The 25,018-nt window shown below is 43.8% G+C and carries 21 protein-coding genes and 2 pseudogenes; 16 read left to right on the top strand and 7 right to left on the bottom strand.

What is annotated here, in order from left to right:
• Positions 1–281: 281 nt before the first annotated feature.
• From G337_RS0111240 to bamJ, 3 genes are all read left to right on the top strand, one after another.
• A complete protein-coding gene (locus G337_RS0111240) occupies positions 282–1,451 on the top strand; it encodes an amino acid permease (RefSeq protein ID WP_028863971.1) in 1,170 nt (389 codons plus the stop codon).
• A 324-nt stretch (positions 1,452–1,775) separates the two neighbouring features.
• On the top strand, positions 1,776–2,531 hold the full coding sequence (locus tag G337_RS0111235) for an FCD domain-containing protein (protein WP_028863970.1): 756 nt from the start codon (positions 1,776–1,778) through the stop codon (positions 2,529–2,531).
• Between the two features lie 172 nt (positions 2,532–2,703).
• Positions 2,704–3,159 carry a BamJ family beta-barrel-assembly machinery protein gene (bamJ, locus tag G337_RS0111230; protein WP_425414432.1) on the top strand — a complete coding sequence of 152 codons (456 nt, stop codon included), beginning with the start codon at positions 2,704–2,706 and terminating at the stop codon, positions 3,157–3,159.
• Between the two features lie 53 nt (positions 3,160–3,212).
• Here bamJ and G337_RS0111225 read toward each other — a convergent pair whose 3' ends face one another.
• The 4 genes from G337_RS0111225 to G337_RS0111210 all read right to left on the bottom strand — a co-directional run bounded on the left by G337_RS0111225 (position 3,213) and on the right by G337_RS0111210 (position 7,328).
• Positions 3,213–4,583 carry an L-serine ammonia-lyase gene (locus G337_RS0111225; protein WP_028863968.1) on the bottom strand — a complete coding sequence of 457 codons (1,371 nt, stop codon included), beginning with the start codon at positions 4,581–4,583 and terminating at the stop codon, positions 3,213–3,215.
• Positions 4,584–4,603: 20 nt separating this feature from the next.
• A complete protein-coding gene (locus G337_RS0111220) occupies positions 4,604–5,650 on the bottom strand; it encodes a nickel/cobalt transporter (RefSeq protein WP_028863967.1) in 1,047 nt (348 codons plus the stop codon).
• A complete protein-coding gene (locus G337_RS0111215) occupies positions 5,640–6,353 on the bottom strand; it encodes a DUF1007 family protein (protein WP_028863966.1) in 714 nt (237 codons plus the stop codon). Before G337_RS0111215 ends, G337_RS0111220 begins: the two co-directional genes overlap by 11 nt.
• Before the next feature lie 75 nt (positions 6,354–6,428).
• A complete protein-coding gene (locus tag G337_RS0111210; RefSeq protein ID WP_028863965.1) occupies positions 6,429–7,328 on the bottom strand; it encodes a LysR substrate-binding domain-containing protein in 900 nt (299 codons plus the stop codon).
• Positions 7,329–7,446: 118 nt separating this feature from the next.
• Between G337_RS0111210 and G337_RS0111205 the strand changes: the two genes are divergently transcribed.
• On the top strand, positions 7,447–8,394 hold the full coding sequence (locus G337_RS0111205; protein ID WP_028863964.1) for a glutathione S-transferase family protein: 948 nt from the start codon (positions 7,447–7,449) through the stop codon (positions 8,392–8,394).
• A gap of 107 nt (positions 8,395–8,501) precedes the next feature.
• On the top strand, positions 8,502–9,212 hold the full coding sequence (locus G337_RS0111200; RefSeq protein ID WP_028863963.1) for a pirin family protein: 711 nt from the start codon (positions 8,502–8,504) through the stop codon (positions 9,210–9,212).
• A 28-nt stretch (positions 9,213–9,240) separates the two neighbouring features.
• Here the strand turns inward: G337_RS0111200 and G337_RS0111195 are convergent, their stop codons facing one another.
• The 3 genes from G337_RS0111195 to queG all read right to left on the bottom strand — a co-directional run bounded on the left by G337_RS0111195 (position 9,241) and on the right by queG (position 11,471).
• Positions 9,241–9,642 carry a DUF2750 domain-containing protein gene (locus G337_RS0111195; RefSeq protein WP_028863962.1) on the bottom strand — a complete coding sequence of 134 codons (402 nt, stop codon included), beginning with the start codon at positions 9,640–9,642 and terminating at the stop codon, positions 9,241–9,243.
• Between the two features lie 162 nt (positions 9,643–9,804).
• Complete coding sequence (locus G337_RS0111190) at positions 9,805–10,134, bottom strand: antibiotic biosynthesis monooxygenase family protein (protein WP_028863961.1); 330 nt, start codon at positions 10,132–10,134, stop codon at positions 9,805–9,807.
• 152 nt (positions 10,135–10,286) lie between these two features.
• On the bottom strand, positions 10,287–11,471 hold the full coding sequence (queG, locus tag G337_RS0111185; protein WP_051303178.1) for a tRNA epoxyqueuosine(34) reductase QueG: 1,185 nt from the start codon (positions 11,469–11,471) through the stop codon (positions 10,287–10,289).
• Between the two features lie 24 nt (positions 11,472–11,495).
• On the opposite strand from queG, the gene G337_RS0111180 reads away from it, so the two are divergent.
• The 11 genes and pseudogenes from G337_RS0111180 to G337_RS0111130 all read left to right on the top strand — a co-directional run bounded on the left by G337_RS0111180 (position 11,496) and on the right by G337_RS0111130 (position 24,899).
• A complete protein-coding gene (locus tag G337_RS0111180) occupies positions 11,496–12,998 on the top strand; it encodes a bifunctional ADP-dependent NAD(P)H-hydrate dehydratase/NAD(P)H-hydrate epimerase (protein ID WP_028863959.1) in 1,503 nt (500 codons plus the stop codon).
• The gene (gene tsaE, locus G337_RS0111175) at positions 12,998–13,456 is read left to right on the top strand and encodes a tRNA (adenosine(37)-N6)-threonylcarbamoyltransferase complex ATPase subunit type 1 TsaE (protein WP_028863958.1); all 459 of its coding nucleotides are present in this window, start codon (positions 12,998–13,000) and stop codon (positions 13,454–13,456) included. The genes G337_RS0111180 and tsaE overlap by 1 nt, the downstream gene beginning before the upstream one ends.
• Positions 13,453–14,784: pseudogene (locus G337_RS29555) on the top strand (N-acetylmuramoyl-L-alanine amidase); the annotation flags it as partial. The gene tsaE and the pseudogene G337_RS29555, both read left to right, overlap by 4 nt.
• 1,518 nt (positions 14,785–16,302) lie before the next feature.
• Positions 16,303–16,449, top strand: a pseudogene (locus G337_RS29180) (LysM peptidoglycan-binding domain-containing protein); the annotation flags it as partial.
• A 24-nt stretch (positions 16,450–16,473) separates the two neighbouring features.
• Entirely contained in the window at positions 16,474–18,378 is a 1,905-nt protein-coding gene (mutL, locus tag G337_RS0111160) for a DNA mismatch repair endonuclease MutL (protein ID WP_028863957.1), read from the top strand.
• Positions 18,371–19,288, top strand: a complete 918-nt coding sequence (gene miaA / locus G337_RS0111155) for a tRNA (adenosine(37)-N6)-dimethylallyltransferase MiaA (RefSeq protein WP_028863956.1) — start codon at positions 18,371–18,373, stop codon at positions 19,286–19,288. Before mutL ends, miaA begins: the two co-directional genes overlap by 8 nt.
• A gap of 338 nt (positions 19,289–19,626) precedes the next feature.
• The gene (hfq, locus tag G337_RS0111150; RefSeq protein WP_028863955.1) at positions 19,627–19,863 is read left to right on the top strand and encodes an RNA chaperone Hfq; all 237 of its coding nucleotides are present in this window, start codon (positions 19,627–19,629) and stop codon (positions 19,861–19,863) included.
• A 129-nt stretch (positions 19,864–19,992) separates the two neighbouring features.
• Entirely contained in the window at positions 19,993–21,285 is a 1,293-nt protein-coding gene (hflX, locus tag G337_RS0111145; RefSeq protein ID WP_028863954.1) for a ribosome rescue GTPase HflX, read from the top strand.
• A gap of 101 nt (positions 21,286–21,386) precedes the next feature.
• Complete coding sequence (gene hflK / locus G337_RS0111140; RefSeq protein WP_028863953.1) at positions 21,387–22,568, top strand: FtsH protease activity modulator HflK; 1,182 nt, start codon at positions 21,387–21,389, stop codon at positions 22,566–22,568.
• Entirely contained in the window at positions 22,568–23,434 is an 867-nt protein-coding gene (gene hflC / locus G337_RS0111135; protein ID WP_028863952.1) for a protease modulator HflC, read from the top strand. Before hflK ends, hflC begins: the two co-directional genes overlap by 1 nt.
• A 151-nt stretch (positions 23,435–23,585) precedes the next feature.
• Positions 23,586–24,899, top strand: a complete 1,314-nt coding sequence (locus G337_RS0111130) for an adenylosuccinate synthase (protein WP_028863951.1) — start codon at positions 23,586–23,588, stop codon at positions 24,897–24,899.
• Positions 24,900–25,018 lie beyond the last annotated feature (119 nt).

The raw sequence follows: 25,018 nt of genomic DNA, 5'->3' as shown, positions 1-25,018 counted from the left end.
TCTCTTTATTTTCAATGTTTTTGTGAAAATGATTTTATTTTAGTGAAATCAGTAATACCAAAGTGCGCTGTGCTGTTTTATGATATCGCTCCTGAATAATCTCAAGCGGCTGAAGCAGGAAAATTTAAGCCTCAGCAAAACACCTTGGTTAAGCGGCATAAGGCCGGTTTAATATGATTTTTACATGCTGCATTTAGCAGCGATACAGCTGCGGGCTGGAGTTCTGTCATAAGGAATGACTTTCTCGTCCGCGCGCTAAAACAACCGATAAGGCAGATATTTTGAATTTAAAATTAACAGGCGGAACTTTGCTTATTGCAGGGACTGCATTAGGTGCCGGCATGCTGGCAATTCCTATGGTATTAGCGCAGTTCGGACTGCTTTGGGGAACAGTATTAATGCTCCTTATCTGGCTTGGTACTACCTATGCGGCACTGCTGCTGCTTGAAGCGACCATAAAATCCGGCGGCGGTATCGGCATGAACAGTATCGCCCGTAAAACCTTAGGCAAACAGGGGCAGCTGCTGACCAACGGCTTGTTATACTGCCTGGTAACCTGTTTAATGATCGCTTATATAGTAAGTGCCGGTGATCTGCTGCGTCAGGTCTTAGGAAATTACGGCCTTGAGCTGAACCTGCTCCAGAGTCAGATTCTGTTTACCTGTATTACCGGGGTTTTTGTTGCTCAGGGTACGGCTGCGGTTGATAAACTTAACCGGGTACTGTTTTTTGTGATGCTGATTGTATTGACGATTACTCTGATTTACCTGCTTCCAAATATATCATCTGAGAACTTTTCGCTGGTAAGTAACGACAGTAAGGTAGATCTGATAAAAAACAGTGCTGTTTTATTTACCAGTTTTGGTTTTATGGTGGTTGTGCCGTCTGTGGTTAAATACAACAGCGAAGCAACTCATAAGCAGCTGAGAAATATGGTAGTAATCGGAGCAACTATTCCTTTGTTCTGTTATCTGCTGTGGTTATATGCGGTTGTTGGTAATTTACCCGTTGAGCAGTTAGTGAAATTTTCTAACGTGTCAGAGCTGATCAGTGTGTTAAGCCAGCGTTACGAAAATATCGGACCTGTTTTATCGTTATTTACCGGGCTGGCTCTGCTGACTTCTTTTCTTGGCGTGGCGATGTCTCTGTTTGATCAGAACCGGGATCTGTTTAATAAAAACAAGTCAGTAACCTTTGTGATTACTTTTATGCTGCCGTTAATGGGGGCGTTATTAGCTAAAGATCAGTTTATCGGCGTATTGGCTTATGCGGGGATTATCTTAGTTTTCCTGGCTGTTTTTGTACCTATGGCAATGGTATTAAAGGTACGCTCTAATAAGTTTAAAGATCTATTAGAAGAGGGCTCGCATTACCAGGTAGCCGGTGGACGAGCGGCGCTGCTGGCAAGTTTCACCTTTGGCGGTTTCCTGCTGGTTTCACAGCTTATTTAGTAAATTTCAGGTCACCTGTAAGGTTTACGGGTGACCTGTTTTTTTACTAATCTACAGATTTTCTCAGCTTAACTAATTATTCTCTTGAGCAGTTCCAGAAAGACCTGCGGTGCATTGCTCAAGTCGTCACCAATCTGCTTTTTATATTTAATCTTTTCTGTGTTTATAGCAAACTCACCATTTACTTATCCTGATTGTACTAAGGCTCTGCTTTAGCGTTAATTATTCGTGATTAATATCAAAGCGATAGCGTGGAGTTGGTTAATCAGTTAGCATTTTGTTATTATCGGCTTTAATCTGTTTTGCTATCTAATAAGAAATATTATGGAAAGAATTCAACGAAGATATGTTGCTCTTGGTAATGAGCTCATTAAGCAGCTTAAAACTAAAAAGTATAAAATTGGTGACCGCCTGCCCACTGAACGGGACATTGCTGAATCCTTTGCTGTCAGCAGAACCGCTATTCGTGACGCGATTATTATGCTGGAGCTGCAGGGCTTAGTTGAAGTTCGTAAAGGATCCGGGGTTTATGTCACAGCGCTTCCCGATGATATTTCACAGGATCCGTCGAGTGAAAGCTCTGCTCATGAAGCCGAGGATCTGGGGATCTTTGAAATGCTTCAGGCTAGACAGCTGCTGGAGAGTAATATTGCTGAATTTGCCGCCATCCATGTTACCCGGGCGCAGATTGTGCGCATGAAGCATGTTCTTGAGAATGAAAGAAAAGCAATCGAAGCGGGCAATGCAGAATATGATTATGATACTGAGTTTCATGTTCTGATTGCAGAATCAACGCAGAATAACTATCTGGTAGAAGTGGTGAAGAATATCTGGAAACGCCGCGCTGCCAGTAAAATGTGGGCGCAGCTGCATACCCATATTCATACTGACAACTATAGAAAACAGTTTCTTGAAGATCATGCCAAGATCCTTTCCGCTCTGCAGAAAAAAGATCCGGCGCAGGCAAAACAGGCCATGTGGCAGCATATGGAAAATGTTAAAGATGTACTGTTTTCACTTTCCGATGTTGATTCTAAGGATTTTGACGGTTACCTTTTTGACTCTTACAAAGTAGACTGATTTTCAGGACCGTATTTTTTGTGATTAGCCTGCCTGTGCAGGTTAATCAGCCCCTAGCACCGGACCTTTCCCGTTTTCTTAAGCAAATTAAGCATTTCCCTAACTGTGTAAATTTAGTAAAGTCAGTTTTTTAATTCTTTAAAAGGTCTGCATCGTGGCAAAGTTAATAATTATCGCTTTTGTTTTAGTTGGTCTGTTTTTTATTTTTCAGCGTTTCAGCAGCAGTAAAAATGCACCGCAGAATATTGAGATTGGTGTTGAATTTCTTGAGCAGAATGCGCACAAAGAAGGTGTAAAAAGTACAGAGTCAGGTCTGCAGTATGAAGTCTTAACTAAAGGTGAAGGCACGCAGAATCCAACAGCTAAAAGCAGTGTGGAAGTGCATTATCACGGTACCTTAATTGACGGTACTGTATTTGACAGCTCGGTCGAGCGCGGTAAATCTATCTCATTCGGCCTGAACCAGGTTATTCCCGGCTGGACTGAAGGTGTGCAGCTGATGAATGCCGGTGATAAGTTCCGTTTCTATATTCCAAGTAATTTAGCTTACGGAAATCGTGGTGTTGGTAAAATTCCTGCAGGATCACTGCTGATTTTTGATGTTGAATTAATTGCTATTAACGACTAGTCATTAGCAACTGGTCACGGTTTGATTTCCGTGACCTTTTGGCTTTTTACAAGCTATTCACAGGGCGGTGCAATATGAATAACTGCCAGCCCGCCCAGAGATGTCTCACGATATTTTTTATTCATATCTTTGCCTGTCTGATACATAGTATCAATCACTTTATCTAATGAAATAAGTGACTTACTGTTTCTCTTTAAGGCCATGCGTGAAGCATTAATGGCTTTCATTGCGCCCATTGCATTACGTTCAATGCAGGGGATCTGCACTAAACCGCCGATCGGATCACAGGTCATACCCAGGGAATGCTCCATGGCTATTTCGGCTGCAATACAGATCTGCTCATTGCTGCCGCCGCGGATGGCGGTTAATCCGGCCGCCGCCATAGAGGAAGAAACACCTATTTCTCCCTGACAGCCGACTTCAGCCCCGGAAATAGAAGCATTCATTTTGTAGAGCATGCCGATGGCTGCCGAGACGGCTAAAAAGTCTTTAAGCTGTTTGGTATCTAATTCACGAATGAATTTATTGTAATACATCAGTACAGCCGGAATAACACCGGCAGCACCGTTAGTTGGTGAAGTAACCACCTGACCGCCGGCCGCATTCTCTTCACTGACGGCAAAGGCATAAAGATTAACCCAGTCAAGAATGGTCATCGGATCGCTGTCAACTGCCTGGTTAGACTCCAGAGTTTTTAATAATGCCGGTGCGCGTCTGACAACCTTTAAGCCGCCTTCCAGAATACCTTCAGTTTCTAGGCCGCGTTCAATGCATAAATACATCACTTTCCAGATCTGTGCTGTTTTTTCATCTAATGTTTCAGCATCACAAAAAGCCAGCTCATTCTTTTGTACTAAAGCACCAATGCTTAACCCCTGCTGCTCGGCGAAATTCAGCATGGTCTCAGCGGAATTAAACGGGAAAGGAACAGCGGTATCCGTTTGTGTGCTGCTGTTTTTTAATTCCGCTTCTGTATTGATAAAACCGCCGCCAGTGGAATAATAGGTTTCAAAGGCCAGGCGCTTATTATCTTTATCAAAGGCGCTGATGGTCATGCCGTTTTCATGCAGAGCCAGACTTTCTTTATGAAAGACAATCGCAGTATCAGGATTGAAGTGAATAACATGTTTATTTAAAACAGCCAGCTGTGCGCTGCTGGTAATTTTATTAAGCAGTTCTTTTGCGCTGCTGGTTTTGATTGTTTCAGGTTTAAAGCCTAATAACCCCAGCATCACCGCCCGGTCGGTATGGTGGCCTTTTCCGGTTAATGATAAAGAACCATACAGATCTACTGTGATGCTTTTAACCTGCGGCAGATTCTGTTCAAGCAGTGAAGCAAATTTATAACCGGCAGTCATAGGTCCGCTGGTGTGAGAGCTTGAAGGACCAATACCGATTTTGTAAATATCAAAAATGGATAACATATTTTATTCCTATTGCACTCTTATAATACCGGGGACAGTGAGAGTGTCTGTGAATTAATTAATAATAAACCAAGCAGAAAAAGTGCGCTGCCGCCGCTTAACTGCAGCAGCAGACTAAACAAGGATAGTTTAAAGGCTGCTGTATGCGAGCGCAGGTAACGGCGGATCAGATGTTTTCCTGAAATGGTTAACAGGGCAATGCTGGAGATAGTTATTGCTGTTCCTACTGCCATTATAAAGGCGCTGATAATGCCCAGCCAGTAGATATCCAGCATATTGGCAAAGAGCAGCACCATAATAGCTCCTGTACAGGGGCGAATACCGATACTAAAAATAACCGCAGCATATTCCCTTAATGAAGACGCCTGATTTATCTTCGAAGGAGCTGCCAGGTGTTTATGGCCGCATCCGCAGCTGTCCTGCTCTTTAGTGCTTATCGCTTTTATATAACCGGTCTTACCTGGTTGGTGAACACTTACTTTATCTTCTGGTTTTATTGCTTTGAGGGTGCTGACAGTTACTGTTTGTCTATCACCCGGGCTTTTTGAGTTTTTGTTAAACAAGAGTATCTGTTTTAGCGCCCGGTAACTGATAAACAGGCCCAGAAGAATCAGGGCGATAAAACTAAAGCTGATTAATAACTCTGCTTTATGATTTATTTCACGCATAGATGATTGATAAACAAGCAGTAGAACTGAAACTAAAAGAACGGCCACAACGGCCTGCATCAGCGAGGCTAAGGCAGAAAGGAGCAGGCTGACTTTTACTTTTGTCGGGTGAGTTGCCAGGTAAGTGGTTACTATTATCTTTCCGTGGCCGGGGCCCGCTGAATGCAGTATTCCATAGATAAAACTCAGTGCGGCTAAGGAAAAACCTGCTTCAAAGAGATTCTCTTTGGCTAAATATAAGAGTTCGCTAAGCTGGTTATTGATTTCTCCCTGCCATCTGATACTGGAAATGACCAGCGACGGCCAAAGCTGCCAGAGGCTGTAGGCGCCCCAGAAAAACAGAGCCGGAAAAATTAACAGGCCTAGTTTATTAAAGCTGAAAAATTTATTAGTGTGCATTTTTATCCTGACATACGAGTTTAACTGTCTGAGTGAATAACTGCCCAAGCTCATTGTCCGGGTCAGCATCTGCGGGAAGGGAAAGTGCGTAGCTCATCTGTTCTGCTGTCGGGTTTGGTGCAATTAAGTCAAATGAACAGGACTGGGCCAAAGCCTCTGACAGCTGCAGATCAGAGCTTTTTTTCCAGGACATATCAATGTAATAACTTGGTTCAAAGATTAATAAGCGTAAAGAGTCGGTGGTTAACGGCTGCGGTCTGGAAAGAGGCAGATCAAAACTTAAAATCAGTTTTGCTTTGTCCTGTGTTAACCGGGCATTCTGCGCTGTTTTATATTTAACCGATTTTTCACCATCATAGAAGTAAGTGAAATAATGCTCATTGTACATATTTTCAAGTACGGAATCGGCCAGTTTCTGCAGTGTTTCTGTTTTATTCTCCGGGGATAAATCTTCACCGTCAAGCATATACATCGAGGTCATTGCATCAAATGTCCAGCTCATATGAAAGCCGCTTATATGTGAGTCAGAGCCCTGAATAACCGTTTTGGTATCTACCCAGGAGTGAGGATGCGCCTGGGCTGAAGGTGCTGCAGACATAACCATAAGAGCTATGCAGGCTAGCAGTAGTTTTAATTCCCCTGAACTGCTAAAAAATCCATTTACCCAAGGTCTGCTCTGCTGTTGAACAATAGGTAATTTCACTGCTTTAATTTCTCCTGAAATGATAAAAGTCAGATAATAACACACTCAAAATCAGCTGTTCGATATGAAACATCTTTAATATTCAAGCAGTTCTTTTTTTTCTAAGAGCATCTCTTTAACCGCTTTGAGTGCTTTGCCTCGATTAACCAGTTTCCAGGCCAGGTGTAACTGCACCGGTTTCCTTGGTATATCTAATGTTAATTCAACTAATTCCCCGGAATCTAAATACTGCTTAATGCGGTTTCTCGGTAGAAATCCGCAGCCGATACCAGCCAGCTGGGCATTAATTTTATATTCAATACTGGGCACATAAAAGAAGTGTTCCTGTGCGAATACGGCATGTGTTAACGGCACCCACTGTGATGCGGTATCGTGTGCAACAACGGTGCGGTACTTACTGACCTGTTCAATACTTAACGGCTGCTTCTGTCTGGCGAGAGCATGATCAGGGCTGACCACAAAAACCGGATCAAAAGTACATAATGCAACGGTCTGTATGCCTTTCTGCTTAGGGATAGGTTCAGATGCACCGATAATCAGATCTATTTTATCATCAGCCAGTGATTCCCATGCGCCGTTTAATATCTCTTCGCGAATATCCATTTCGACAGTCGGGTGGTCCTGTAAAAAAGCGCTGAAAACATTAAATATTTCCGGGGTTTTTAATATTGAGCTGATAGCGATATTGAGCTTTGGTTCCCAGCCGTTAGCAATTGTCCGGGTTTTTTCTGCAAGGCGTTCCGTCGCTTCAAGAATCAGGCGTCCTTCATTCAGCAGGTTTTTTCCTGCCGGCGTTAAGACGGCGCGCCTTCCCTGCTTTTGAAAGATGGTAACAGCAAGCTGCTCTTCTAATTTTTGGATTATATAAGAGAGTGCCGAAGGGACTTTATTGAGCTGTTCCGCGGCCGCTGCATAACTGCCGCGCTTATCGATCGCATCTAACACCACTAAAGCTTCCAGTGTGATTGGACTCATAAATCTCCCCTTAATTGTTCAAATATTCTGACCAAATAAAGCGAATTAAAACCCTTATTTAAAACGAAAGCAATTCCTATAATTAATGCATCAGTTAAAAGGTGATTAGGAGCGGAAAATGGGATTAGTAGTTAAAGGTAAATGGGTTGATCAATGGTATGACACAGACAACAGTGACGGTGAATTCATTCGTCAGGAAAGCCAGTTTCGCTCGCTGATCAGTAATAACTCCGATAGTAGACATAAACCTGAAGCAGGCCGTTATCATTTATATGTCTCTCTTGCCTGTCCATGGGCGCACCGCACTCTTATTTTTAGAAAGTTAAAACAGCTGCAGGATATTATATCAGTCTCTGTGGTTGAACCGCAGATGCTTGATAAAGGATGGACTTTCTCGAAGCAAGGAGAAGATCTCTACCAGTTAAAGCACCTGTTTGAAGTGTATTTAAAAGCGGATAAGAACTATCAGGGGCGTGTTACGGTTCCTGTTTTATGGGACAAAAAGACCCAGACTATCGTTAATAATGAATCAAGCGAGATTATCCGTATTTTTAACAGCGCTTTTAATGAGCTGACTGGAAACTATGACGATTATTATCCGCAGGATTTACGTCCAGAAATCGATGCCGTTAATGAGCGTATTTATAATGATATTAATAATGGTGTTTATCGAGTTGGTTTTGCAACAAATCAAGAGTCCTATGAAAAAGCTTATACAGCACTGTTTTTTTCACTGGACTGGTTAGAAGAGCGCTTAACTACACACAGGTACTTAACCGGTAAAAAAATAACTGAAGCGGACTGGCGTTTGTTTACTAGTTTAATACGTTTTGATGCGGTTTATCACGGCCATTTTAAGTGCAACCGTCAAAAGCTTAGTGAATTTAAACATATCAGTGGTTATCTGCGTGAGCTGTATCAGGTGCCGGGTATTAAAGAAACGGTTAATTTTGAGCATATCAAAACGCATTATTATAACAGCCATACCATGATCAACCCGACGGGTATTGTCCCCTTAGGGCCTGACCTGGATTTTGAAACAGCACATCTGCGTGATCATTTATAAAACAGAGGATTGTATTTTGATTAAACATATTCCTTTTGAGGATCTCGGCGCTGATAATTACGGCTGGCTATGGTGCGTGAACTTTTATAGAAAGAGAGGTTTGTATTTTGATTAAACATATTCCTTTTGAGGATCTTGGTAGTGAGAATTACGGCTGGCTGCAGACTCGTTACCATTTTAGTTTTGCCGCTTATTACAATCAGCAGCGTATGGGGTTTGGTAAACTGCGTGTTATTAATGATGATATTGTCGCTGCCGGTTACGGCTTTGATCCGCATCCGCATAAAAATATGGAAATTATCAGTTATATCCGCAGCGGCAGTGTGTCTCATGAAGATAGTGAAGGTAATAAAGGGCTGACTAAAACGGGTGAAATTCAGGTAATGAGTGCAGGATCCGGTATTACCCACTCAGAATATAATTTAAGCAGCCAGCCGTTAGCTCTTTATCAAATCTGGATTGAAACGGATAAGCTTAATGTGCAGCCGCGATGGCAAAGTAAAAAATTTCCCGCCGCTGCTGTTACGCAGAGACTGCCTTTGCTGGTTTCCGGGTTTGCACAGGATAAAGATGCAGCTCTGTTTATTTATCAGCAGGCGCGGATTTTCGGCGGTAATTTAAAACAGGGCACCGTAATAACACAGAAAATTACCAGTCAGGCTTATGTTTTGGCGTCGAAGGGGCGGTTTAATATTACAGCTGATAATAACAGTGCTTTTCTTAATCGGGGAGACGGTGCAGAAGTGACGGAAACTGATTTATTAACCGTGCAGGCGGTAACAGACTGTGAAATTGTTATTATTGATGTGCCGGCATGATGCGGCACATTAATTTTTGTTTTGCCGTTTATTTTTTAGCTCGACTTTTTTTCACCTGCTGGCGTAGTTCAAAATCAAATTCATCGGGGAAGAAAATTAATCCTTCACTGTTCTGATCCGGGAATACCACTAACGCCAGTTCATCTTCTTCTAAACCGTGTGTCCAGCGGTCAAACCATTTCTGTAATGAAATAGCTTCTGCTTTACAGTGAGACCACTCTTCAGTTGCCCAGGCCTCCGCAAATTCCTGGTTAGGCCAGACTGGTACACAGTCTTCATCTTCAGTATTAAGCATGACACAGCCATGCTCATCAACTAACAGCCAGATTTGTGAATTTTTAACGACTTCTTTAAGCAGGTAAAAGTAACGCTGCTGGGCATCATATTTCTGAATTTTTTTTATCTGCTGCTCGTCTAACTGCTGAGTCATAGGTTTTCCTGTTGCTGGAGTATGGATAGAAGGCCTAAGGATAATCGAAATAACCAGGCAGGTCTGTAACTATTATACCCAAGCCGCTTGAATCTGTATTTTCAAGCAGCTTGGCTATATAAAAAACAGCGATTGCGGGCTGCTGTGTTAACCAAGAGGAGATTACGGCAGCAGCTGCGGTTGTGTAGTCTCGCTCGCTATTAAATGATCAATCATAGGCACCATGACTATCGGCTCATAAGCTTTACTGATGGCGCTTATCATTTTAGCCCGCGCCTCTTCGTGCCTGTCCTGCAGATTACGAGAACGAATAAAATGCTCTTCACTAATCCATTGACTGTAAGATAACCATTGATTGTCATGTGTTTTATGTAAACGAGCTCCAAGCGCTCCATATTTTTCAATGTTGCGGTGAATAATCTCAGACCAGCCTTCTTTAAAAGACTGCTCACATCCCGGTTTAATTTCCCAGCGAAAAAGTACGGCGATCATAAAACCTCCAGACTGCGGTTGGCAGATACTTATCAGATACTTTAAGTTTTTTCGACAAAGGCCTTTATGTCAAGCTGCAGGCGCACTATAGGAGTAATTAAATCGTTTTATTTCCTGCTGATTAAACCGCTGTCGGATATTTGTTTTTTTGACTACGCATCTCTTGGCAGACCTTTTTCCACTGCTTTAATTAAACGCTGGTTAAGGCGCTCATTAATAACCGGAATCTGCTCTTTATGCTGCTTTAATGCCCATTGAATATGTTCATTTAACAGCTCGGAGCCGCTGCTTAGCAGTTTATTGTTTAAGGCGTCAACAACCGCTTCACTTGTCGGAGCATTACCTAAAGCAACTGCAATATTACGTAACCAGCGCTGATAACCGATACGGCGGATAGGTGAACCTTCGGTATTAGTTAAAAATTCAGTTTCACTCCAGTTAAAAAGTTCTAATAAAGGCTGTTTGTGGAGCTGATGACGCACCTGGTAATCAGCCTCCTGAGTCGTATCTGCAAAACGGTTCCACGGGCAGATTAACTGACAGTCATCGCAGCCGTATATGCGGCTGCCGATCGCTTTTCTAAACTCAACCGGGATAGGCCCCTGCAGTTCAATGGTGAGGTAGGAGATGCAGCGCCGTCCGTCAACAATATAAGGGGCAACAATCGCGTTAGTTGGACAAATCTTTAAACAGGCAACGCACTGTCCGCATCTGTTTTCCACCGGTTTATCAACGGGCAGCGGTAAATTCACCATTAACTCGCCGATAAAAAACCAGGAGCCCGCTTTAGCATCAATTAACAGTGAGTGTTTACCTACCCAGCCGAGCCCGGCTTTCTCAGCCAGTGGCCGCTCTAATACCGGTGCGCTGTCAACAAAGGGGCGGTAGCCGAGGCTGCCGACCTGCTGCTCAATTTTCTGTCCTAACTGTTTAAGTTTTTTGCGCAGGACTTTGTGGTAATCACGGCCAAGTGCATAACGGCTGATATAGGCGTTATTTTTATTTTTTAAAGTACGTGCAAACTGAGCATTGTCCGGCAGATAATCCATGCGCACCGAAATCACCCGTAACGTGCCGGGGTGCAGTTCATCTGGACGAGCCCGTTTCATACCGTGCTTTTCCATATAATCCATTTCACCGTGATAGCTGTTATCTAACCACTGCTGTAATTTGCTTTCATGCTGCTTTAGAGCTATATCTGTGATGCCCACTTCCTGAAAACCTAGAGCTTTTCCCCACAGTTTGATATTTTCAGAGAGTGCTGATAAATCAAGCTGCTCAATTTTTGTATTGGTTGTAACAGCTGGACTTTTTGCTGAATTTGCAGGACTTGTCATTTGAACTCTCAATAGGATAAAACAATGCTTTCTAATCAGATAAAAACTAAGAGCAGTTTACCACATTCTTTATATCGTGCGCAGCAGATCCAGGATTTTGAGGGGCAGGCCGCCGAGCTCGCAGGAACTACTTTATATTCTTTAATGAAACGTGCCGGACAGGCTTGCTGGCAGGTATTTAAACAGCGCTTTGCAGATGCACAGCGGGTATTAGTTTTAGCGGGTAAAGGTAATAACGGCGGTGACGGTTATATTTTTGCCGCTGCAGCCAGAAATGCGGGATTAGATGTACAGCTTTGTCAGATAGGAAAGCCTGATGATTTAACAGGCGATGCTGCTAGGGCGGGAAAGGCATGGTCTATTGCTCAAGGCACTATTGACGGCATTGAGCAGGCAGATTTTGAAGGCGCCGATGTGATTGTTGATGCATTGTTAGGAACCGGCCTGCAGGGGCCGGTACGTGCTGAATATCAACGTCTGATTTATAAAATAAATCAGAGCGGCAAGGCGGTTTTAAGTGTTGATATCCCCTCTGGTTTAAATGCTGACAGTGGTGCGGTTAGTGATGTTGCAGTTAAGGCGGATGCAACGGTCAGCTTTGTGGGATTGAAGCAGGGGTTATTTAGCGGTTGTGCACCTGAGCACTGCGGACAAATCTATTTTTCCGGTCTGGGCATTACTAAAGAGTTTGAATCATTATGTGAAAGCACTGTCTCACGTGTGTTATATGATGATTTCAGTGCTCTGTTAGTGAAACGCAGCCGTATCAGTCACAAAGGTTTTTTTGGCCGAACATTAGTGTTAGGCGGTAATATCGGCATGCCGGGAGCGGTTCGTCTGGCCGGCGAGGCCGCTTTACGCAGCGGCTCTGGATTAGTTAAAGTATTAACACGGGCTGAAAATCAGTCAGCGGTGACTGCCGGGCGTCCGGAGCTGATGGTTGAAGCTTTTTATCTGGATAAAATGAATGACAGCAGCATCCGCGACTGGGCAACTAATCTGGTGATTGGTCCGGGACTGGGTAAAGACGAGTGGGCAGAAAACTTGTTTGATTTTGTCCTGGCCAGTGATTTAGCCGCCGTGATTGATGCAGACGGGCTGAATTTGCTGGCTAGTAAAGCCGCCTGGAAAGACAGCTGGATATTAACGCCGCATCCGGGAGAAGCCGCCCGTTTACTGGGATGTTCTATTACTAAAGTTGAAAATGACCGGTTTACTGCGGTGCGCAGCTTACAACGTAGTTTTGGTGGAATTGTGATTTTAAAGGGGGCCGGCACGTTAATTTGTGACGGAAAGCAAACCTATGTGGCAAATGTCGGCAATCCGGGTATGGCAAGTGGTGGCATGGGGGACGTGCTTTCTGGTATTATTGGAGGCTTATTAGCACAAGGGGTAGATCCGCTGCACGCGGCCGTACTTGCCGTAATGATTCATGGTTCAGCTGCAGACTTAGCGGCCGGGCGGGATGAACGCGGTTTGTTAGCCAGTGATCTGTTCCCGTATATTAGGAAATTAGTAAATCCATAATGTTTGATTTGTTTAAAGAAAAGTTAGCTGATGCCGAGCAGACCGTTGCTTTCGGCAGCCGTTTAAGCGGCGCCTGTGAATCACCTGTTTGTATCTATCTGCATGGGGATTTAGGGGCAGGGAAAACGACGTTAACACGTGGTTTTATCCAGGGATTAGGACATAAAGGTAATGTGAAAAGCCCGACTTATACTTTGGTAGAGCCCTATGAACTGGCAGACTGGCAGGTTTATCATTTTGATTTGTATCGACTGGGCGATCCTGAAGAATTAGAATTCATGGGGATTCGCGATTATTTTTCTGATACCAGCCATTGTTTAGTTGAATGGCCTGAGCGCGGAGAGGGCGTATTACCTCCTCCAGATATTGATCTGACTCTCTCTTATGCGGGGGAACAGCGGGTTATTGAGCTTCAGGCAAATACGGAAGCTGGTTTACGAGTTTTAAATAAATTATGAAATTAACAACACGACTGTTTATCCGTTCGCTATTTGTATGTGTTTTGTGTGTATCCGGACTTTTTTCGCTTGCTCTAGCTGCCCAGAGCAATCAGTTAAAAGGAGTACGCGCATGGCCTTCACCGGATAATACGCGTGTTGTATTAGATCTCAGCAGCAAACCCAGTTATGAAACCCATTATTTAAAACATCCTGACCGCCTGGTTATTGATCTTAAATCAACCTCATCAAAAGTTAATTTAAAGAAAATAGTGAATGATGGTCCTTTAGTTAAAGGGCTGCGGGAAAGTGCCAGCGGTAAAACGGGTACCTACCGTTTAGTGGTCGATTTAAATAAAGCCAGCAAAGCTAAAATATTCTCTCTGCCTCCTGCAAAACCCTACGGGCACCGTTTAGTGGTGGATCTTCCGCATGGCAGGCTGAGCAAACCTGCCGCTAAGCCGCAAGTCAGTTCAACTCCCGCCGGGCGGGATGTCATTGTTGCCATTGATGCCGGACACGGTGGAGATGATCCCGGCGCACTGGGGAAATATACCTACGAGAAAAAAATTACCCTGCAGATCGCCAAGCGTCTGCAGAAGAAAATAAACGCCCAGAAAGGTATGAGCGCATTTTTGATTCGTACCGGCGATTATTTTGTTAATCTCAACAAGCGGTCCAGTATTGCCCGAAAAGGTAAAGCAGACTTTCTGGTTTCAATCCATGCCGATGGTTTTACCTCTAGTCAGCCGCGCGGCGCATCCGTGTGGGTATTATCCAAACGTCGGGCAACCACTGAGCAGGGGCGCTGGATGGAGAACCATGAGGCCCGTTCCGAGCTGATCGGCGGTACCGGGGATATGATGCAGGACTCCAGCAATATGCCCTATTTTCAGAAAATGGTGCTGGATATGTCCATGGATAAATCTATGGATGTCGGTTATAAAGTGGGAGATCTGGTTGTTAAGGAGTTAAAGCAGGTCACTAAGCTGCATAAGAAAAAACCCGTTCATGCCAGCCTGGCTGTTTTAAAATCGCCGGATATCCCTTCAATACTGGTGGAAGCTGGATTTATTACCAACCGCAGCGAAGAGCGCCTGTTAAATCAGGCCGAGCATCAGAACAAAATTGCGAATGCGGTATTTAAAGGTATTTATAAACATTTTACCCGCTCACCGCTGCACGATACTCTGTTTGCTCAGAAAAAACGTGCTATTAAACATACCGTACGCAGTGGTGAATCCTTATCAATTTTAGCGCAGCGTTACAGCGTGAGCTCTAAGCAGTTAAAAGAATATAATAACCTTAGATCAAACTCTCTGCGTACCGGCCAAGTCCTGGATATTCCGCCAGACTATCAGCTGGTGGTTAAGCATGAGCCGGCCCGTCAGGCAACAGCGGTTAAACAGGAGGCACGAACTCATAAAGTTAAAAGGGGGGAGTCACTGTCGGTGATCGCCGCTAAATATAACAGCAGCGCAGGTGCATTAAAATCGTTTAACAATCTGCGCAGCACTTCTCTGGCGATCGGTCAGAAAATCAAGATTCCGGGCGGCTATGTTGTTACCACGCAGCTGGCTGGCTCTCCGTCTACAGCTTATCAGCCTGAGCGTGTTCATCGGGTGAGAAGCGGCGAATCTTTATCGGTTATTGCTGCAAAATACGACAGCAGCAGCAGTGAACTGAAAAGCTATAATAAGCTGCGTTCTACCTCTCTGGCGATCGGCCAGAAAATTAAAATACCCGGCACGGGCCCTGCAGTGCAGACGGCACAAGCCGCTCCTAAGGCTGTGGTTAATAAACCGCTTGTACATAAGGTCAAAAGCGGAGAATCTTTATCTGTGATTGCTGCCAAATACGGCAGCAGCAGTCGTGAACTGAAAAGCTATAATAAGCTGCGTTCTACTTCTCTGGCGATCGGCCAGAAAATAAAAATACCCGGCACGGGCCCAGCAGTGCAGACGGCACAAGCTGCTCCAAAGGCTGTGGTTAATAAGCCGTTTGTACATAAGGTAAAAAGCGGTGAGTCTTTATCGCTTATCGCCTCAAAATACGGCAGCAGTACCAGTGAACTGAAAAGCTATAATAAGCTGCGCTCGACTTCGCTGCGTATCGGCCAGAAAATAAAAATACCCGGCATGAGCTCCACTGCGCAGAGTGCTCAAGCACCTTCCAAGGTTGTGGTTAATAAGCCGCTTGTACATAAGGTAAGAAGCGGTGAGTCTTTATCGCTTATCGCCTCAAAATACGGAAGCAGTACCAGTGAACTGAAAAGCTATAATAAGCTGCGCTCGACTTCGCTGCGCATCGGTCAGAAGATCCGTATCCCGGGCGATAACTCAATCGCTAAACAGAGTAGTCAAAGTAAGCCGCAGGTTCATAAGGTCAGAAGCGGTGAATCACTTTCTGTGATTGCTAAACGTTACGGTAAAACTACCAGTGAATTAAAAAACTATAATAAGCTGCGCTCGACCTCGCTGCGTATCGGTCAGAAGATCCGTATTCCGGGCGGTAGTGCTGCTAAGCAGGCAGTTCAAAGTAAGCCGCAGGTTCATAAGGTTAGAAGCGGTGAATCACTTTCTGTGATTGCCAAACGTTACGGTAAAAGCACCCGTGAACTAAAAAGCTATAATAATCTGTCTTCGACTTCGCTGCGTATCGGTCAGAAAATAAAGATTCCCGGAGCGGGTTATGCAGCTGTCAAAAAGCAGCAGCCTAAAGTACACCTTGTTAAAAGCGGCGAGTCATTGTCGGTGATTGCCAGCCGTTACGGAACAAGCAGTAGTGTGTTGAAAAATTATAATAAGCTGTCTTCGACCTCGCTGCGTATCGGCCAGAAAATTAAAATCCCAGCCTCAGGCCGCCAGCCGACCAGACATAAAGTGCGCAGCGGCGAATCTCTTTCTGTGATCGCTAAACGCTATGGTACAACCACTAGTGCTATTAAAATCAGCAATAAACTAAGTTCAAATTCGCTGGCGATTGGACAAGTTTTAACTATCCCTGTTACTTAATCATTTTTTGGATAATTTCATCTAATGCCTATTCAAATTTTACCTGCCCGGCTCGCTAACCAGATAGCGGCCGGAGAAGTGGTTGAACGCCCTGCATCTGTTGTTAAAGAGCTGGTTGAAAACAGCCTAGATGCAGGCGCAACACGTATTGAAATCGAGATTGAAAAGGGCGGTGCGAAGTGCATTCGTATTAAAGATAACGGTAAAGGTGTCTGTAAAGAGCAGTTAACTTTAGCTTTGAGCCGTCATGCAACCAGTAAAATAAGTCATTTAGATGATCTGGAAGCGATTGTAAGTTTAGGTTTTCGCGGTGAAGCATTAGCCAGTGTCAGTTCAGTTTCGAGACTTACTTTTACTTCTAAACCTGCAGATCAGGAACAGGCATGGCAGGCGGTTGCCGAAGGGCGTGATATGAAAGTGGATATCCAGCCCGCCGCCCATCCGCAGGGCACAACGGTAGAAGTTTTGGATCTGTTTTTTAATACACCGGCGCGCCGCCGTTTTTTAAAAACAGAAAAAACAGAGTTCCAGCATATCGATGAACTGATCCGACGCATTGCTTTAAGTCGTTTTGAGATCTCTTTTGTTTTAAAACATAACGGTAAAATAATCCGTCAGTACCGGGCTGCGCAGACACAAATTCAGCAGGAAAAACGCCTCGCATCTATCTGCAGTGAAAATTTTGTTAAAGGTGCGCTGCACTTTCAAAGCTGTGATAATGAACTGAAAATTTCCGGCTGGATTTCAGACCGGTTATCGCCAAGAGTTTTGAGTGATGTACAGTATTGTTATATCAACGGCCGTATGATCCGCGACAAGCTTATTAATCATGCGATAAAACAGGTGTATGCTTATTCGCTGCCGCAGGGGAAATTCCCCGGGTACGTTATATATATTGAATGTAATCCTGAGCAGGTTGATGTTAATGTCCATCCTTCGAAGCATGAAGTGCGTTTTCATGAAGCACGCTGGGTACATGATTTTATTGTCAGCACCCTAAGCAGTACTTTAAATGAAGGACCTCTACTGAATCAGGATGATACCGGCGGTCTTCAAACTAAAGCCGCTGAGCATTTTTATCAGCCTCCGGAACTCCCCGAAAGTGCGGCTGCAGAGGAAGGTTACAAAGCGGCAGCTCCAAGCTCGGCAGCTCCAAGCTCGGCAGCTCCCTCTTCTTCGGGTTACAGTTCTGCTTATACAAAACCGCAGCTTGATGAAGCTCAGGTAAACGCTTATTGTGACTTTGTTGCTGAAGCGCATTTAAGCACATCACCTTTAGCGGTTAATCCGATGCCTCAGGCCGCGTCTCAAATATCGGCAAGTGCAGATTTTGCACAGGCATTATGCTTAATTAAAAATGAGTATTTACTGCTTAAAGTAAATCCTGCTCAGCAGGTGATACAGGCCGCTTCACCGCTGCTGGTGTTGTCTCTAAAGCAGGCCGAAGCAGTGGTTAAACAGTTTCAGTTGTTTGATGCCTGGTTAAACGGTGAAGTCATTTCACAGCCTTTATTACTGCCGGTACGTGTGCAGCTTGAAACGCCTTTATTACAAATCTGTGATGACTTTCAGCAGCTGTTCAGCCGTTTAGGTTTTGCTTTTAAAGTCCAGGGCGGCAGGCTGATTATCAGTAAAGTTCCTGCATTACTTCGCCAGGCACCAGTTGCTAAAATATTACCAGATCTATTAACCTATTTAACGACCTTAGATAAGGTTATGAATGAGTCTCAGGTAAATGATTTTTGTGCTTTTTTAGTAAAGACACAGCAGAATTATCAGCTTGAAAGCAGCCAGTGGACAGAAAAGACAGCTTTGTCACAGTTAGATTTATTACTGTCTCTTTTTTCCGAGAATATGAGTTTGTATCAGGACATTCTCTTTCACGAACCCGATTTATCATTATTAGTACAAGGTTTTTCAGATGACTAAACAAGCGACGGCTATTTTTTTAATGGGTCCTACCGCCTCAGGGAAAACCGATTTAGCGATTCGACTTGCACAGGAATGCAGTTGTGAAATTATCAGTGTAGATTCTGCGTTAATATATAAAGGCATGGATATCGGTACCGCAAAACCGACAGAACAGGAGCAGGCACTCGCGCCGCATGCTTTAGTGGATATTATTGATCCGCTTGAGTCTTATTCTGCCGGAGATTTTCGAGATGATGCACTGCGTTTGATGCAGGAGATAACTGAGCGAGGCAATACACCGTTATTAGTAGGCGGCACCATGCTTTATTACAAAGCACTGGTGGATGGATTATCTCCTCTGCCTAGTGCAGATCCTAAGATTCGTGCTGAAATCGAAAAACAAGCCGCAGAGCAGGGCTGGCAGGTCATGCATGATCTATTAAAAGAGATAGATCCGGTTTCCGCAAAGCGCATTCATGTTAACGATCCGCAGCGTTTATCACGTGCGCTTGAGGTTTACCGTATTTCCGGTAAAAGCATGACAGAATTAACGCAGGTGAAAAGCGAGCCTATTCCCTATGATGTAAGGCAGTTTGCTATCGCACCGGCTGAAAAAAGTGTTCTTCATGAGCGTATTGAACGCCGCTTTCAGCTGATGCTGCAGGGCGGTTTTGAACAGGAAGTGCAGGCACTGCACGATCGAGGTGATCTGCATCTGGATCTTCCTTCCATGCGCTGTGTTGGTTACCGTCAGATGTGGGAATATTTAGACGGCAGTATGGATTATGATGAGATGGTTTTTCGCGGTGTTGTTGCAACCCGGCAGCTGGCTAAAAGGCAGATGACTTGGCTTCGCGGCTGGAAAGATGTAACTTGGCTGGAAAGCGGCTGTGAACAGAATTTTGATTTGATTAAAGCGGTTTTATAACACAGCCAAGCCGTTTGCCTTGCGGCAAAGCTCTTTATTAAAGAAATTGGGCTTCGCGGCTGGAAAGATGTAACTTGGCTGGAAAGCGGCTGTGAACAGAATTTTGATCTGATTAAAGCGGTTTTATAACTGCTATCTGCTTGGCTGAAAAGGTCTTGTTAACCAAATTTTGAGATGATTATCCTGCTTTGGTCGTATTTGCTGTAAGCTGTAAATACAGTTACTTGTCTAGAAAGTGTTATGGATCAAAATTTTGAGTATTGAAATCGGTTTTTATTTAACCATTGTTTATACTGGTTTAGCTTTAAAATAACTAATAACAATAATAAGGAACAATGATGGCTAAAGGACAATCATTACAAGATCCGTTTTTAAATACGCTGCGGAAAGAACGAATTCCAGTGGCTATTTATTTAGTAAACGGCATTAAACTGCAGGGGCAGATTGAATCGTTTGATCAGTTTGTTATTCTGTTAAAAAATACCGTAAGCCAGATGGTTTACAAACATGCAATTTCGACAGTTGTTCCTGCGCGGTCCGTACCTGCTATTCCGCATGTTGAAACACATGATTAGCCTGTTTTCAGGTTTTTGATTATTTATTTTGGTCTGCCTTTGTGCAGGCCATTTTTTTATCTAATCCTCTGCATGGTTATGTTAGGATTAACAACTCTTCCCTTATTTCCTTCTTAATTGGAGCTTTATTTGTTTGATCGTTACGAAGCCGGTGAACAGGCTGTATTAGTTCATATCTCTTTTTCTGATGAAGATAACAAAGAAGACCTTGATGAACTAAAGTTACTGGTTAGTTCAGCTGGTGTTAATGCACTTGATACCGTCACAGGTCCGCGAAAATCACCACATGCGCGTTATTTCGTCGGTACCGGTAAAGCGCAGGAAATTGCAGATACCGTGCAGACTCTGCAGGCTGATGTGGTTATATTTAATCATGCTTTAAGTCCGGCACAGCAGCGGAACTTAGAGGCGTTATGTGAATGTTTAGTATTAGACCGGACTGCTCTGATTCTGGATATATTTGCTCAGCGTGCACGTACCTATGAAGGTAAATTACAGGTTGAGCTCGCGCAGCTGCGTCATCTTTCAACACGCCTGATTCGCGGCTGGACGCATTTGGAGCGTCAGAAAGGCGGGATAGGTTTACGTGGTCCGGGTGAAACACAGTTAGAAACTGACCGGCGCTTATTACGGGCACGTATCAGCACTATTAAATCTCGTTTAGCAAAAGTAGAAAAACAGCGGGAACAGGGGCGTCGTTCACGGCAGCGTAACGAAGTACCGACTATTTCATTAGTGGGTTATACCAATGCCGGTAAATCGACCCTGTTTAATCAGATTACCGATGCAGATGTTTATGCTGCCGATCAGTTATTTGCAACGCTGGATCCGACACTGCGTAAAATTGATGTTGAAGATGTCGGCAACTGTATTTTAGCAGATACCGTTGGTTTTATTCGTCACCTGCCGCATGATTTAGTGGCCGCCTTTAAAGCGACGCTGCAGGAAACGCGCGAGGCGACGCTGCTGCTTCATGTTGTTGACTGTGCTGATGAATGTTACCACGATAATATCAACGCCGTTGAAAACGTACTGGCAGAAATTGATGCCGGCGAAGTGCCTCAATTGATGGTGATGAATAAGATTGATGTCCTTGAAGATATACAGCCGCATATTGATTACGATGATCAGGGCAAACCGGTGCGAGTCTGGTTATCTGCACAAAGCGGGACAGGTGTTAATCTGTTGTTTGAAGCATTAACTGAGCTTTTAAAAGGACAGATTCGTTCTCTGCGCCTGGCGATTCCCCCTGCACAGGGGAAATTACGCGCACTGTTTTACCAGCTGGACTGTATCGAAAATGAATCTTATGCGGAAAATGGTGATTGTGTGCTGGATATTCGTTTGAATAATATTGACTGGTTACGCTTGATAAAACAGCAGGGTGCCTCAATAGAAGAGTATATCGTTAACATTAATTAACATGCTGCCTACATAATATGTCATGTTCCCTTTATTATTACAGTGAACATTGCTACATTGCAGTTAACAATTTGTTTGTATTACTTAATCGGGAGCTAAATATGGCTTGGAACGAACCGGGAAAAGATGATAAAAAAGATCAAGACCCGTGGAAAAACAATGATAAAAAGAACGATCAGGGACCACCTGATTTAGATGTTGTTTTCCAGAAACTAGCAGATTTATTTGGTGGTTTATTTGGTAAAAAACCATCTTCAGGTAACGGCGGCGGCAGTAACAGCAGCGGTGGTAAATTTGCCGTGATCACTGTATTTGCTGTGCTTGCTATTGTCTGGTTTGTCAGCGGCTGGTATACAATAAAAGAGTCAGACCGCGGCGTAGTACTGCGTTTTGGAGCTTACAATTCCCAGGTTGAACCCGGACTGCACTGGAACCCTAAATTTATCGATCAGATAATCCCGATTAACGTCGAAGCGTTCCGTACCATGCCGACAACTGGTTTCATGCTTACCGAAGATGAAAACATTGTTAATGTGGCGATGGAAGTACAGTATCGAATAATTGCCCCTGAAAAATATCTGTTTAGTGTAACCAATGCTGATGACAGTCTGCTGCAGGCACTTGACAGCTCATTACGTTTTGTTATTGGTCATTCAACCATGGATGACGCATTAACAACGGGTCGTGAAACAGTACGTCAGCAAACCTGGGAAATGCTGGATAAAATCATCGAACCTTATGATCTGGGGATCGAAATTGTCGATGTCAACTTACAGCAGACACGTCCGCCTGAAGAGGTAAAAGACGCCTTTGATGATGCGATAGCCGCACAGGAAGATGAAGAGCGTTTTGTACGGGAAGCTGAAGCTTATGAGCGGGAAAGAGAACCTATTGCTCGTGGTCAGGTGAAGCGTATTGAACAGCAGGCACAGGCTTATAAAGAAGGTATTATCCTAAAAGCACAGGGTGAAGTTGCCCGCTTTAATAAATTATTACCTGAATATAAAGCTAGCCCGGAAGTTACGCGTCAGCGTCTTTATCTTGAAACCATGGAGTCTGTGCTGAATAACAGCTCTAAGGTATTAATTGATAATAAGGCCGGCGGTAATTTAACCTTCCTGCCTCTGGATAAATTAATGAGCAAGCAGAACTCGACTCAGAGTAACGCTGTTTCTGAGATTGAAACACGCTCTCGAGCTGATGAGAAAGCAGATAATGATGAACGTTTATCCGGCAGTGACCGATTCTCTCGTAACAGCAGCCGTACAGGGAGAGATTACTAATGAAAAGATTCCTAATAATACCTATCGCGCTGGCTCTGATCTTTATGAGCAGTGCATTTGTTGTTACTGAAGGGCATAACGGTATCGTAATGCAGTTCAGCAAGGTAAAACGTGACAGCGAAGGTGTGCCTGTTGCCTACCCTCCCGGCTTACATTTTAAAGTACCGTTTATTGATTCTGTTCGAATTATGGATACACGTATCCAGACACTTGATGATCAGGCTGACCGTTTTGTAACATCGGAGAAAAAAGATTTAATTATCGACTCCTATGTTAAATGGCAGATTGATGACCTGGCTGTTTATTACCTGGCAACCGGTGGTAATAAGATGCAGGCTGAAGCGTTACTTAAACGTAAAATCAATAACGGACTGCGTAGTGAAATTGGTTCGCATACGATTAAAGATATTGTTTCTGGTAAACGCGGTGAAGTAATGGAAACTGCACTTAAGCGTATGGCTCGTTCATCAGAGCTGGGGATTCAAGTTGTTGATGTACGTATCAAGAAAATAAATCTGCCTGATGAAGTCAGCAGCAGTATCTACAAGCGTATGCGTGCTGAACGATTAGCCGTGGCTAAAGAGCACCGTTCTCAAGGTCAGGAAAAATCAGAGGTGATCCGCGCTAATATCGACCGTAAGATTTCGATTATGCTGGCGACAGCAAATAAAAAATCTTCAGAGGTCCGTGGTGCCGGTGATGCTGAGTCTTCGAAAATATTTGCAGACTCATATGCTCAGGATGCAGAGTTTTTTGCCTTCCTGCGCAGCATGAAAGCTTATGAGAAGAGTTTTTCTGATAAAGATGATGTTATGGTTTTAAGTCCTGATTCTGACTTCTTTAAGTACATGAATACTAAAGGTTAATATTTATTACCCATAATTTTAAAAGGGCGGTTTACCGCCCTTTTTTGTACCCGTAATAAATACTGCTGCGATTTGTTTATTAAAGATATTGAAATACAGGATTAATGTTTGCTAAAATCCTCTCTCAATTCGCTAGAGAAATGTGATTCTGATGGGAAAAAACGTAGTAATTCTTGGCACTCAATGGGGTGACGAAGGTAAAGGTAAGGTTGTAGACCTGCTGACAGACAAAGCGCAATGGGTAGTTCGCTATCAAGGTGGACACAATGCGGGTCATACACTTGTAATTGATGGAGAGAAAACGGTTCTTCATTTGATTCCATCAGGTATCTTACGTGAAAACGTAAAATGCGTTATCGGTAACGGTGTAGTATTAGCACCTGATGCATTGTTCAAAGAGATGAACATGCTTATCGAACGCGGCATTCCTGCAAAAGAACGTCTTTCAATCAGTGAAGGCTGTCCTCTGATTCTTCCATACCATGTTGCACTAGATGTAGCGCGTGAAAAAGCACGTGGCAATAAAGCAATTGGTACTACCGGTCGTGGTATTGGTCCGGCATACGAAGATAAAGTTGCTCGTCGTGGTCTGCGTGTTGATGATCTATTCGACATGGCATCATTTGCAGTGAAACTTAAAGAAGTAATGGAATACCATAACTTCCAGTTAGTTAATTACTACAAAGAAGAAGCGGTCAGTTACGAAGATGTGCTTGCACAGATGACTGAGATGGCTCCCTTATTAATCAGCATGGTTATTGATGTAACTGATGAGTTAGATAAAGCTCGTTTACGTGGTGATAATATCTTATTCGAAGGTGCACAAGGTACGTTACTGGATATCGACCACGGTACATACCCGTACGTAACTTCTTCAAATACAACTGCTGGTGGTGTTGCTACGGGTAGTGGTTTTGGTCCGACACACCTTGATTATGTATTAGGTATTGTTAAAGCTTACACAACACGTGTAGGTTCAGGTCCTTTCCCGACTGAGTTATACGACGGTATTGATAAACTAGACCCTGCCGGTAAACACCTTGGTACTGTAGGCCATGAGTTCGGCGCGACAACTGGTCGTTTACGCCGTACAGGCTGGTTTGATGCTGTTGCAATTAAACGTGCCGTGCAGCTGAACAGTATTACTGGTTTCTGTTTAACAAAACTAGACGTATTAGACGGTATGGAAGAGATCAAAATCTGTACTGGTTACACAATGCCGGACGGTAAAGTGGTTGATGTACCGCCTATGTCTGCAGACGGTTATGAAGTCGCTGTTCCTGTTTACGAAACTATGCAGGGCTGGACTGAAAGTTCATTCGGTGCAACATCTTACGATGCACTGCCTGAAAATGCTAAAGCATACATCAAGCGTTTAGAAGAAGTTACCGGCGTACCAATGGATATTATCTCTACTGGCCCAGACCGTAACGAAACAATGATTCAGGTTAACCCGTTTAACTAATCATCTGTCTAAAGCTTAATAAAAAGCCCCTGTCATTGTAGAGTGTCAGGGGCTTTTTTGATTTCTATTTTTCATTCTTCCCCCCCCCTCCCCTGCATGAGTATCTCTTTTTTAGTTTT

It is taken from the genome of Psychromonas aquimarina ATCC BAA-1526 (genome assembly GCF_000428725.1).
Taxonomy (GTDB): domain Bacteria; phylum Pseudomonadota; class Gammaproteobacteria; order Enterobacterales; family Psychromonadaceae; genus Psychromonas; species Psychromonas aquimarina.
The sequence above is the reverse complement of the archived record's forward strand: the minus strand, read 5'-3'. Positions and strand labels throughout refer to the sequence as shown.

Excerpts from the sequence above, each read along its gene's own strand:
- G337_RS0111235 (WP_028863970.1), top strand. The coding sequence starts at position 1,776 with ATGGAAAGAATTCAACGAAGATATGTTGCTCTTGGTAATGAGCTCATT.
- G337_RS0111225 (WP_028863968.1), bottom strand. The coding sequence starts at position 4,583 with ATGTTATCCATTTTTGATATTTACAAAATCGGTATTGGTCCTTCAAGC.
- G337_RS0111220 (WP_028863967.1), bottom strand. The coding sequence starts at position 5,650 with ATGCACACTAATAAATTTTTCAGCTTTAATAAACTAGGCCTGTTAATT.
- G337_RS0111210 (WP_028863965.1), bottom strand. The coding sequence starts at position 7,328 with ATGAGTCCAATCACACTGGAAGCTTTAGTGGTGTTAGATGCGATCGAT.
- G337_RS0111205 (WP_028863964.1), top strand. The coding sequence starts at position 7,447 with ATGGGATTAGTAGTTAAAGGTAAATGGGTTGATCAATGGTATGACACA.
- G337_RS0111195 (WP_028863962.1), bottom strand. The coding sequence starts at position 9,642 with ATGACTCAGCAGTTAGACGAGCAGCAGATAAAAAAAATTCAGAAATAT.
- G337_RS0111190 (WP_028863961.1), bottom strand. The coding sequence starts at position 10,134 with ATGATCGCCGTACTTTTTCGCTGGGAAATTAAACCGGGATGTGAGCAG.
- queG (WP_051303178.1), bottom strand. The coding sequence starts at position 11,471 with ATGACAAGTCCTGCAAATTCAGCAAAAAGTCCAGCTGTTACAACCAAT.
- G337_RS0111180 (WP_028863959.1), top strand. The coding sequence starts at position 11,496 with ATGCTTTCTAATCAGATAAAAACTAAGAGCAGTTTACCACATTCTTTA.
- tsaE (WP_028863958.1), top strand. The coding sequence starts at position 12,998 with ATGTTTGATTTGTTTAAAGAAAAGTTAGCTGATGCCGAGCAGACCGTT.
- mutL (WP_028863957.1), top strand. The coding sequence starts at position 16,474 with ATGCCTATTCAAATTTTACCTGCCCGGCTCGCTAACCAGATAGCGGCC.
- miaA (WP_028863956.1), top strand. The coding sequence starts at position 18,371 with ATGACTAAACAAGCGACGGCTATTTTTTTAATGGGTCCTACCGCCTCA.
- hfq (WP_028863955.1), top strand. The coding sequence starts at position 19,627 with ATGGCTAAAGGACAATCATTACAAGATCCGTTTTTAAATACGCTGCGG.
- hflK (WP_028863953.1), top strand. The coding sequence starts at position 21,387 with ATGGCTTGGAACGAACCGGGAAAAGATGATAAAAAAGATCAAGACCCG.
- hflC (WP_028863952.1), top strand. The coding sequence starts at position 22,568 with ATGAAAAGATTCCTAATAATACCTATCGCGCTGGCTCTGATCTTTATG.
- G337_RS0111130 (WP_028863951.1), top strand. The coding sequence starts at position 23,586 with ATGGGAAAAAACGTAGTAATTCTTGGCACTCAATGGGGTGACGAAGGT.